Annotated in this window: 11 protein-coding genes; 9 read left to right on the top strand and 2 right to left on the bottom strand. The window is 31.2% G+C overall.

Going from position 1 to position 9,633, the window contains the following annotated elements:
* Window positions 1-327 precede the first annotated feature (327 nt).
* The 3 genes from NST05_RS10845 to NST05_RS10835 all read left to right on the top strand — a co-directional run bounded on the left by NST05_RS10845 (window position 328) and on the right by NST05_RS10835 (window position 2,016).
* On the top strand, window positions 328-645 hold the full coding sequence (locus NST05_RS10845) for a hypothetical protein (protein ID WP_002326830.1): 318 nt from the start codon (window positions 328-330) through the stop codon (window positions 643-645).
* Window positions 646-1,179: 534 nt separating this feature from the next.
* A complete protein-coding gene (locus NST05_RS10840; RefSeq protein ID WP_002300565.1) occupies window positions 1,180-1,677 on the top strand; it encodes a DnaJ domain-containing protein in 498 nt (165 codons plus the stop codon).
* A 33-nt stretch (window positions 1,678-1,710) separates the two neighbouring features.
* Entirely contained in the window at window positions 1,711-2,016 is a 306-nt protein-coding gene (locus NST05_RS10835; protein ID WP_000351790.1) for a hypothetical protein, read from the top strand.
* 22 nt (window positions 2,017-2,038) lie between these two features.
* Here NST05_RS10835 and NST05_RS10830 read toward each other — a convergent pair whose 3' ends face one another.
* Both NST05_RS10830 and NST05_RS10825 read right to left on the bottom strand, forming a co-directional pair.
* The gene (locus NST05_RS10830) at window positions 2,039-2,296 is read right to left on the bottom strand and encodes a hypothetical protein (RefSeq protein ID WP_340743057.1); all 258 of its coding nucleotides are present in this window, start codon (window positions 2,294-2,296) and stop codon (window positions 2,039-2,041) included.
* 2 nt (window positions 2,297-2,298) lie between these two features.
* Entirely contained in the window at window positions 2,299-2,598 is a 300-nt protein-coding gene (locus tag NST05_RS10825; protein WP_002325624.1) for a hypothetical protein, read from the bottom strand.
* Window positions 2,599-2,889: 291 nt separating this feature from the next.
* Between NST05_RS10825 and mobQ the strand changes: the two genes are divergently transcribed.
* From mobQ to NST05_RS10795, 6 genes are read left to right on the top strand one after another with little or no spacing between them, the layout of a single operon-like run.
* Window positions 2,890-4,875: a MobQ family relaxase gene (mobQ, locus tag NST05_RS10820; RefSeq protein ID WP_340743056.1), complete on the top strand. Its 1,986-nt coding sequence runs from the start codon at window positions 2,890-2,892 to the stop codon at window positions 4,873-4,875.
* A gap of 23 nt (window positions 4,876-4,898) precedes the next feature.
* Window positions 4,899-5,231, top strand: coding sequence for a CagC family type IV secretion system protein (locus tag NST05_RS10815; RefSeq protein ID WP_000713503.1), 333 nt, complete (start codon window positions 4,899-4,901; stop codon window positions 5,229-5,231).
* An 18-nt stretch (window positions 5,232-5,249) separates the two neighbouring features.
* Complete coding sequence (locus NST05_RS10810; protein ID WP_340743055.1) at window positions 5,250-5,633, top strand: glycosyltransferase; 384 nt, start codon at window positions 5,250-5,252, stop codon at window positions 5,631-5,633.
* 16 nt (window positions 5,634-5,649) lie between these two features.
* Complete coding sequence (locus NST05_RS10805) at window positions 5,650-6,279, top strand: hypothetical protein (protein WP_002325627.1); 630 nt, start codon at window positions 5,650-5,652, stop codon at window positions 6,277-6,279.
* A gap of 10 nt (window positions 6,280-6,289) precedes the next feature.
* Window positions 6,290-8,251 (top strand): VirB4 family type IV secretion system protein, encoded by a 1,962-nt coding sequence (locus NST05_RS10800; RefSeq protein ID WP_340743054.1) that lies wholly within the window; start codon window positions 6,290-6,292, stop codon window positions 8,249-8,251.
* A 13-nt stretch (window positions 8,252-8,264) separates the two neighbouring features.
* Window positions 8,265-9,617 (top strand): conjugal transfer protein TraF, encoded by a 1,353-nt coding sequence (locus NST05_RS10795; protein ID WP_340743053.1) that lies wholly within the window; start codon window positions 8,265-8,267, stop codon window positions 9,615-9,617.
* The last annotated feature ends 16 nt before the right edge of the window (window positions 9,618-9,633 follow it).

The following is a 9,633-nucleotide window of genomic DNA, read 5'->3' as shown; positions in this document are numbered from 1 at the left end:
CTTTCTTTTTTCAGTTGGTACATTTTGCAGTCTGTAACGTGTCATTTACTGTTTGTTACCTTAACATATCCAGTCGAAAACACAAGGGTATATAAACGAGCAAGCTCGCCCTTGTGTTTTCTTTGTGTCTATGTTGCGTACTCGTCACAGCAAACGACACGAACACACTGGCGAAAATGAACCAACAAAACGAAAAAAGAAAGGAGCGTACACTGTAATTTATTTCTAGCTTTTAAAACATGAGGAAAACAGCTTCACTTCCTCAAACGCCTAACAAAAATGGTTGTCAAAAAACTAAAAATCAAAAAAAGAAAAGAGGAAAAGAAAATGGAAAAAACAAAAAAATTACAATTAGAAGATTTTACAGAAAATGGGTTTTATGGAACACAAGAACAGCAATATCTAAAAGCTCAAGTAAGAGAAGAGCTAAAAGAGCAAGGCTTTATCATAGATAGCAGTTTTGAGGGCGATTTTAAAACATGGATAGGTGTATACGCAAGACCAAAAGATAAACCGACCTACTTAGACCCTCAAAACGATAAAGAAGCAGAAGAACAAGAGCAATATTCTATTAACGGCTTTAAACAAGATTTTAGCGAATGGTTTGAGTGGGAAATAAAAAATTTGAAAATTAAAGAAATGTAAAAAAAAAAGCCTAGCAAAAATAGCTAGGTTTTTCTTTTAGGTAAAACACCAAAAAGAAAAACCTAAGAAGGATAAAATAAGTTGTTCCACTTGCGGTGCAGTTGCTCCTCGTTCCAAACCCAACTTATTTCTTTGCAAAGATATTTGTATTTGACTAATACCTTTCCTCGAATGGTAAAAGCTAACCGTTCGTTACTCTACCTCAGATACTTTCTTTTTTCAGTTGGTACATTTTGCAGTCTGTAACGTGTCATTTACTGTTTGTTACCTTAACATATCCAGTCGAAAACACAAGGGTATATAAACGAGCAAGCTCGCCCTTGTGTTTTCTTTGTGTCTATGTTGCGTACTCGTCACAGCAAACGACACGAACACACTGGCGAAAATGAACCACCTAAACGAAAAAAGAAAGGAACAAGATATGTAGAACATTCACAGCTTTTACCATTCGAGGAAAACAGCTTCACTTCCTCAAACGCCTAACAAAAATGGTTGTCAAAAAGCCAAAAATAAAAAAGAAAAGGAATGATAAAAATGAAATATATTAAAAACGTTGAAACATTGGAAGAATTGAAAAAAGCCTACAAAAAGTTAGCTTTGAAGTTACACCCCGATTGTGGCGGGAATGAAGAAGAAATGAAAATTTTGAACAATGAATATGACGAACTGTTTAGCAAACTTAAAAACACTCACAAGAACAAAGACGGCGAAACCTATACAAAAGAAACGACTGAAACGCCCGAACAATTTAAGGACATTATAAATCAACTTTTCAATCTGAAAATGGACGGTGTATCAATTGAAATCGTGGGAACTTTTATATGGTTAACAGGCAATACAAAACCTTATAAGGATGACATAAAAGCCCTAGAATTTCGTTATTCACCAAAAAAATACGCATGGTATAAAGCACCAAGCGATTATAAAAAACGTAGTCGAAAAAATTATGATATGGACACAATAAGGGGAATGTATGGAAGTCAAAAGGTGAAGGAAGATAAAGAAGAAAAAAAATACTTACAAGCCAATTAAGGCTTGTAAGTTTATCAGAAAGGAAGTTTTAAAGTGGATATTAAAATAAAAAAAATAAATTTTGAAGGTAATATTTTAAAAGTTATAAAAGCGACAGTAACAGAAATGAGAGGAATAAACAATCATCAAAAATATGATTTTGATTTATATCAAATAGAAGCACGTTCGCCAATGTCAACAAGAGAAATAACTTTAACAGTTGATTTTATAGAAAAAAAAGTATCAGGTGATATTATCGCTTTTGGTGATTGGTACGATTTGGATATAGAATCAGTAAATGAAATATTAAAGCAATTAAAAAAGGAAGGACAAACATTAAGAACAATCAATTTTATTTAAAAAAGTATCAAAAAAAGGAAAATTATTTTTCCTTTTTTTGATACTTTTTAGGTTTATTTGCTTTAATATATTCAGAAAAAATTTTTAAAAATTCTTCCGTTTCTTCTACAGTTAAATAGTCAATTTCAAAGTATTTTTCTAATAAAGCGCCTTTTTCAATTAATCGTTTTGTTCGTTGTTTTCTATTAATATTTTGCTCGCTATTCGCTCGCAAAATATTTTTTTGAATTTTCAACTTTTCAATTTTTTTATTGATGTCATTTAAATCATTATTTACCATAACTATTTAAGTAATTCAGAAAAATTTTGACTATTCGCATTTAATAAAGTTTCTAATTCGTCATAGAATAATTCTTTGTTTTCTTCAATCGATTCAATAGAAATATCATTTTTTGAAAGAGTAGAAAGGACAAAATCACCAATATCTGCTTTTGATTTTAGAATTAATTCTTCTTTCTTCTTTTGTAATTCTTTAATTTGAAGTTCAATATCAGAAACAGTTTTTTTCTTTCTCTTTTTTGGTTTTGTTTTTGGAATGATTTGTTCATTTTCTGTCTTGATGTTTTGATCTTGGTTTTCCATAAAATATCCCTCCTAATAATTTGTATATGTCTATCATATTATATTATATTTCTAAAATCAATAAATATAAACGGAAATGTCAGATTAAACATATTTACTTTCTCATTGATAAGTGTTAGAATTAATTTATAGAAAATTCCCTTAGATTTTTTACTAAGGGCGCACTTATACGCAGTAACTTCGTTACTTCGTATTTATGCTATAAAACTTAACTGTTAGTTAGTTTTATCGTCAAGCGTGTTTGTTAAAATTCGCTACGCTCATGTTTGAAAAGAAAGAGAGGTGATACAATTGGCAATCTTCCATTTATCAATGACAATAGCAAAAAGAGAAAACGGAAAAAGAAGTTTAATCGCAATGGCTTCTTATCGAAGTGGTGAAAAATTGTATAGTGAACTATATGAAAAAACTAATCTATACAACCATAGAACTGTTAAACCAGAAGCTTTTATTTTAAAACCTGATTATGTACCTAATGAGTTTTTAGATAGACAGACATTATGGAATAAAATGGAATTAGCAGAAAAAAGTCCAAACGCTCAACTTTGTCGAGAGGTAAATGTAGCATTGCCAATTGAATTAAATAATTCAGACCAAAGAATGTTGATTGAAGATTTTGTTAAAGATAATTTTGTCAATGAAGGAATGATTGCAGACGTAGCCATTCATAGAGATGATGAAAACAATCCTCATGCTCACATTATGCTAACAATGAGAGAAGTAGATAGTGAAGGCAATATCTTAAACAAAAGTCATAGAATACCTAAACTAGATGAAAATGGCAATCAGATTTTTAATGAAAAGGGGCAAAGAGTAACCGTTTCAATTAAAACAAATGATTGGGGTAGAAAATCTCTTGTTTCTGAAATTCGTAAAGATTGGGCAGACAAAGTTAATCAATATTTAAAAGATAGAAATATCGATCAACAAATAACAGAAAAATCGCATGCGGAACTTGGAAAAAAAGAACTACCAACAATTCATGAAGGTTTTTACTCAAAAAAATTAGAAGACAAAGGAGTTATAAGCGAGTTAAAAAGAAAAAATTTAGAAATTCAAAGTTACAATGATATTCTAGCCGAACTTGATAAACTTGAAAATCAAGAAAAAGTATTAAAACAAGACCAAAACTTTACTTTAAAATTTGAAAAAACTTTCTCACCTTTAGAAAAAGGAGAACTGAAAAATCTTTCAAAAGAATTGAAATTATTTATTAATGATGAAAACATTGATAAACGATTAGGTGAATTAAAACGATGGGAAAATTCACTTATCTTTAATAATAAAATGGAAATTCAAAAACAACGTTTGATGTTAAGTAAAATTAGTAGTGAACGAGATATGCTTACAAAGGCAAATGAAATTTTAGACAAACAAGCAGAAAGATTCTTCAAAAAATCTTATCCAAGTTTGAATATTGACAAATTTTCAAATCACGAAGTTAGAGCAATGGTTAATGAAACCATATTTAGAAAACAGTTATTGAATAAAGACCAGTTAGCAGAGGTCATTTACAATGAAAGAGTAGTAGAAAAAGAAGAAAGTAAAAAGATTTTTAAAGAAAAACCATTTCAAACTAGCCGTTATCTTGATTCAAAAATTAAACAAGTTGAAGATAGTATAACAAAAGAAAATAACCCTGAAAGAAAAGAAATTTTATCAATTAAAAAAGAAAAACTAATAGGAATAAAACAAGGATTGATAGAATATGTTCAATCAGAAGTTGAAAGAAAATTTGATAAAAATGTTTCAATAGATTCAGTCATAGAAGGTGAAATGTTACTTGCAAAAGCTGACTATTACAAAACAACTGATTTTTCTAAAGTCGAAGGAGTTGCTAGATTCAGCAGTGAGGAAATTAATTCCATGTTGGAACAATCAAAAGGCTTCTTAACTAACATTCAGACGGTGAAAATTCCTAATGATTGTCAAGGTGTATTTTTTGTTCAAGATAGCATGAAACATATTGATGAACTAAGCCCATTAGCAAAACACAATCTGAAAAAGGTTGTTAATCGCAATGCTTATTTACCTGATTCTGATAAGATAGAATTAAGTAAAGAAATTGAAAATACCAATAAAGATCAATCCCAAGAATTGGATAAAGACGTACCAGAAAAAAATGAAGTGACTGTAAAAATGTTCCAATTTGCGAAGTCAATTAATCGTTTGTTGAGTGGTAACCAACTACAGAAAAAACGAAACCTAGACAAATTGATTAAGCAAACAAAAGCAAAAAAAAATCAATCATTACAAAGGAATATTCCTTTGCGATAAAATAAAAACAAGAGGTGTATAAAATGAAAAAATTTATCAAAGATACAAAGTTTAAGCTTGGAAGTGCGGTTGTTGCGTTGGGTACATTGTTTATTACTGATCCAGTGTTTGCAGCCACTGATCCACAAGCGAAATTAGTTCAAGCAGGTAACACTATAAAAGGTGTCCTAACAGCCTTAATTGTTGTAGTTGGTGGTATTGCTTGTGCGAAGATTGTTATTAAATATTTGCCGTCTATTGATGATCCACAAGAAAAAAATACCATGTATAAAGCCTTGGGAACAGCTTTGCTTGTTACGGCATTAGGTGGGGCGTTGGTTTGGTTAGTACCTTGGGCGTATGGCTTACTTGCTTAATAGAGAAGGGAGTTAGTTATGAATAGCGATCAAGTGAAACAAGCCCTATTAGATTTGTTAAATGCAGACACTGAAAAAGGGCGGACTTGGTTTTTTCCGTCCAATGTATCTGATCGGTACACAGTCATTTTAGGGCTAGATTTAAAACAATCAGCAAAAGCGATCGGTACGGCATTAATAAGCGTGCTATTGGCAATTCTTATTTTCCGTAGCACAGACGTTTTTCCTTTAATTATCTATGTCATTGTTGGTTTGGTGTCATTTGGTGGTGTATGGGCGTTTTATACGATTAAACCAATTACAGACCGACCTAACATTTCTATATCTGATTTTATGAAGCAAAGAAAAGACTTTTCTAAAAGACCAAAAGTCTATTACAAAAAGCCAAAAGAACGAGTGTAAAAGAGAGGTGATTTCATTGTTTGATTTTCTAAAAAAAAGTTCCAAAAGTAACGATAATAAAAAAAGCGATACGATAAAAGAAATGATTTATTGGGAAGATAGTTCCCGATTTCAAGGCGTTTTTAAAGACTTTTTTGTCGTTTATCAGCCAGAAAAAAAGCAATTTAGCCTTGTGAGTATGCTAAAAGTTGACGGCTTAAACGTTGATACATTGCCAGTATCAGAGCAAGAAGGGTTAAACGAAGATTTTGGTGTCTTTCTATCTCAAAACGTTCTATATGAACCGCAGATCACTTCTAAGAATGTACCAGTAGAAATTGACGATTTTGTAGAAGCCTGGGGGAATACAGTAGAAAATTATCGCAAAATGCCAGGGCATAACGAAGCTTTATTACAACTAAAAGCTAGCTATTATTACCATTACAGAAATTTAGCAAGTAACATGGAAACTTCAAAGAAACAACATTTTGTAATTAATTCTGAACCAATTTCAAAGGAAACATACGACAGTTTGGAATTGTCTTATCAAGTGTTACGTGATAAGACAAGAACAATCAGAACAGCTTTAATTGCATTTTTAAGTAAATATGATTGTCAGGTTGAAATTTGTACGATTGGCGAGATGAAAAAGGTTTTGAATAGTTAGGAGCGTTAAAATGGAGAAGATACCAAAAGAGAAAATTATTGTAATACCCGAAGTTGATACGGACGTTGTATCTGATTTAGCACCATTTAACTTTACAGTAGAACGTGACAAATTATTGATTGATGATTCATACGCAGTTCCCTATGTCATTACAAAATACAATAATAAACCAAGAGGAAATTGGTTTAATCGTATTCGTAAAATGAGTGGAGATATAACCATATCTCATTATTACACTAAAGCAAACGGTAACTCATTGAATGATTATTACAACAGAACCATTAAGAACAAGCAAGCAGAGATCGATCGTTCGCATGATCCGTTGACGATTATCCGTTTAGAACGTGAAATGAAAATTGCACAAACGCAGTTAGAACAAGCCGTTGACGAAAACACTTCTTATCTTTATTTATATACCTATGTTTTGATCAAAAGTAAGTCCGAAGATAAGCTGAAAAAATTGTGTGAAGATTTTGAAACACGTTGTATCGCAAGTGGAGTAAAAGCCTTGATTCCATATACTATGATTGATAAAGCGTATTGGAGTGCCTTACCTTTACAATCTAATGAAGTGCCTGAATACACGTACACAATCGCTAATTCAATCAGTGCAAGCAGTATTTTTCCTTTTGATGATAATGAATTAAGTGTATTTACTAAAAATATGATTATTGAGGGAATTAATAAAGATACTGAAAATATCGTTAGTATTGATTACACCAACAGAAAATTAGTAGTCAATCGTAATAAATTCGTTTTTGGTTTATCTGGTGGGGGAAAGACCACTTACCTAACGTCAGACTATTTGAAAAAATATGCTTTTGCTGATAACTCAACAGAACTAAAACACAGAATTGTTTTATTTGATCCCGAAGATGAACAAACAGAACGTGTACGTTCTCTAGGGGGCGAAATAATCAATCTTTCGTCTATGTCAGATGTTCGTATCAATCCGTTTCAAATTTACTCACGCAATACACCAGATATAGATTTAAAAGAATCGTTATCCGATTTTGAAGAGGACGAACTTGTAGAAAATCTTGAAATAAAGCACAAAGATTTTGAAATGACTGAAAATGATATTGATAAAGAAATCAGTAAACGAATGAATATTTTAACGCCATATTTCCTAATGGTGGATCACTCTTTGACTGACAGTCAATTATCTATTATTAAGTTAGAAGCTAAAAAATGTTATACGAATTTATACGAAAAGAAAAACTTGTCAAAAATGGAAAATACCGATTTTCCAACATTTTCAGACTTAGAAAGTCGATTGAAAGCATTAGAAGAAACTGATCCCAAACGATACAAGCGAATTGAAGATTTTATTTATTCATTAGAAGATTTTACAATCGGAAGCCGTACCATATTTAACGGTCATACAAATATTGACTTAAACAATCCGTTAATTTGCTTCTCTTTGCGAGATTTACAGACCGAAGAAGGAATCAGAGATTTAGCATACCTCAACAGCTTTAGTTATCTATTTGAAGAAATAACCAACAATCCGCAAATTGTAACGTCTGTTTATGCAGATGAATTTCACTTTTTACTGAAAAATAAAATTAGTGCAGATTTTTTCTTCCAGGCTTACAAACGCTTTAGAAAATATAACGCCGATTGTACCGTATCAACCCAACAGATTGATGATGTATTAAAAGCACCTGATAATATCGGTAAAGCAATTATTGGGAATAGCTTTACAAAAGTGTTCTTTGGACTTGATGAAACGGAAGCGCAAGGTATCTCAAACGAGTTGAAACTTAAACTTACAAAAAAAGAATTATCGTTCATTACCTCAAAACGTCAAGGGGAAGCTTTACTCTTTCATGGAACAAAGAGGGCTAAAATTAAAGTCGATTTGACCCAGGAAGAAATGCGTTTGCTTAACCCAGGCGGATATGAAGATATTTACGGCGTTAGTCCGAAGAAAGAGATCAATTGGTTGTTAAGATCGAAAATTCAATAGAAGGGAGAAAAAAATGAAATACAAAATCTTGAAAAATTTACAATTCTACTATCAAGAGAATGTCATTGTCGTCCAAATAAACGAAAAATATTTGACGAATCGAGAACATATTTTTGATGTAGAAGAAAGTGAACAATATTTTGTTGATGTCGAGGAGATTTTAACCAAAGACGGAAAGCTAGAAATTGTTTATCACCGACCTAATGGCTATACACCACTACTAGATTTAAAAGAATATGCTGATTTTTATAAATTGGATATAGTGAATCGATTACTTGAAATGAATGTACTAGAAAAAACAAACACCTATCTAGCAATGCAAAATATTCTACTCAAAGATACACGTGACTTGCTATTTATTTATAAAGCAGATCATTTTGATAATTTGCCTTACTCAACTAAAGAAGAATTAGAGCAGTGGAAAAATTTTATTTGTAGTTTTTTTGGTAAATTTTCGCTTGAAAAGTATGAGAAGAATCGTATTGAGGTTCTAACAAAAGAAAAAAATTCATTTTTAAATGATGTAGAAGCAGTTGAAAGCTTGGAATCATTAAGAGATTTAATAAAAAATCGACTAACCGAAGAACAAAAGAATTTCTTTTCTGCTGAATTACAGGATAAGAAAGCAGACGTCCGAAAAATTCGCAGAAATAAAAGCTTAAAAATTGCGTTAGTTGTAGGTGTTATTGCGTTATATGGCGGTACGGTTTTTCTTATGAAAGTAAATGAGAAAAAACAAGTTACGGCTACACAGCAAAGCGCAGAAACAGAGATCACTATTTTAAATAAGATTATTGATAATGATAGTGAGAATATCGAAGAAGATATGCAAAAACTCAACTATCCTAAGAAAAAACAAGTTGATATTTACGTGAAACTTGGTGACTACACTAAGGCTTATGAACTTGATAAAAAGTCAGATAAAAAAATTATTCAAAGTCTGTACAAACAAGGGGAAACCGAAAAAATAGAAAATCTTGATTTGCCAGGAAGCGACTATTTAGCAGACTTCAAAAAGATTTTAGCGTATGACAATTCAACAGATATTGAGTATTTGGTTCAAACTAGTACCGATACAACAATTGTTGAAGCTTTAATCGATAAATCAGTAAAAGAAAAAGACATTCCAACAGTAAAAAATATTCGTCAAGTATCAATTACACAAAAGAAATTAGCAATCGATCCTAAACGTCAAATCAGCATGATTGACTTATTGATTGAAAATAACAGTGAAGAATTAGAAAATATATATAAGGATAATTCTTTAAATGACGACTTGAAGAAAAAACAAACCAATGACTTGTTAGAAGAAAACAACACATTGCTTAGTGAAAAGATTGAATTAACAAACGCTGAAAAAGATTAGGAAGGTTGGTGATTTC

The sequence above is a fragment of the Streptococcus sp. FSL E2-3494 genome (assembly GCF_038007085.1).
In the GTDB taxonomy this organism is placed as follows: Bacteria; Bacillota; Bacilli; order Lactobacillales; family Streptococcaceae; genus Streptococcus; species Streptococcus thermophilus.
This window is presented reverse-complemented; position numbering and strand designations above follow the sequence as displayed.

Bases quoted from the DNA above. Each gene is read 5' to 3' on its own strand.
- NST05_RS10840 (WP_002300565.1), top strand. From the start codon at position 1,180: ATGAAATATATTAAAAACGTTGAAACATTGGAAGAATTGAAAAAAGCC.
- NST05_RS10800 (WP_340743054.1), top strand. From the start codon at position 6,290: ATGGAGAAGATACCAAAAGAGAAAATTATTGTAATACCCGAAGTTGAT.
- NST05_RS10830 (WP_340743057.1), bottom strand. From the start codon at position 2,296: ATGGTAAATAATGATTTAAATGACATCAATAAAAAAATTGAAAAGTTG.
- NST05_RS10825 (WP_002325624.1), bottom strand. From the start codon at position 2,598: ATGGAAAACCAAGATCAAAACATCAAGACAGAAAATGAACAAATCATT.
- NST05_RS10815 (WP_000713503.1), top strand. From the start codon at position 4,899: ATGAAAAAATTTATCAAAGATACAAAGTTTAAGCTTGGAAGTGCGGTT.
- NST05_RS10810 (WP_340743055.1), top strand. From the start codon at position 5,250: ATGAATAGCGATCAAGTGAAACAAGCCCTATTAGATTTGTTAAATGCA.
- NST05_RS10845 (WP_002326830.1), top strand. From the start codon at position 328: ATGGAAAAAACAAAAAAATTACAATTAGAAGATTTTACAGAAAATGGG.
- NST05_RS10795 (WP_340743053.1), top strand. From the start codon at position 8,265: ATGAAATACAAAATCTTGAAAAATTTACAATTCTACTATCAAGAGAAT.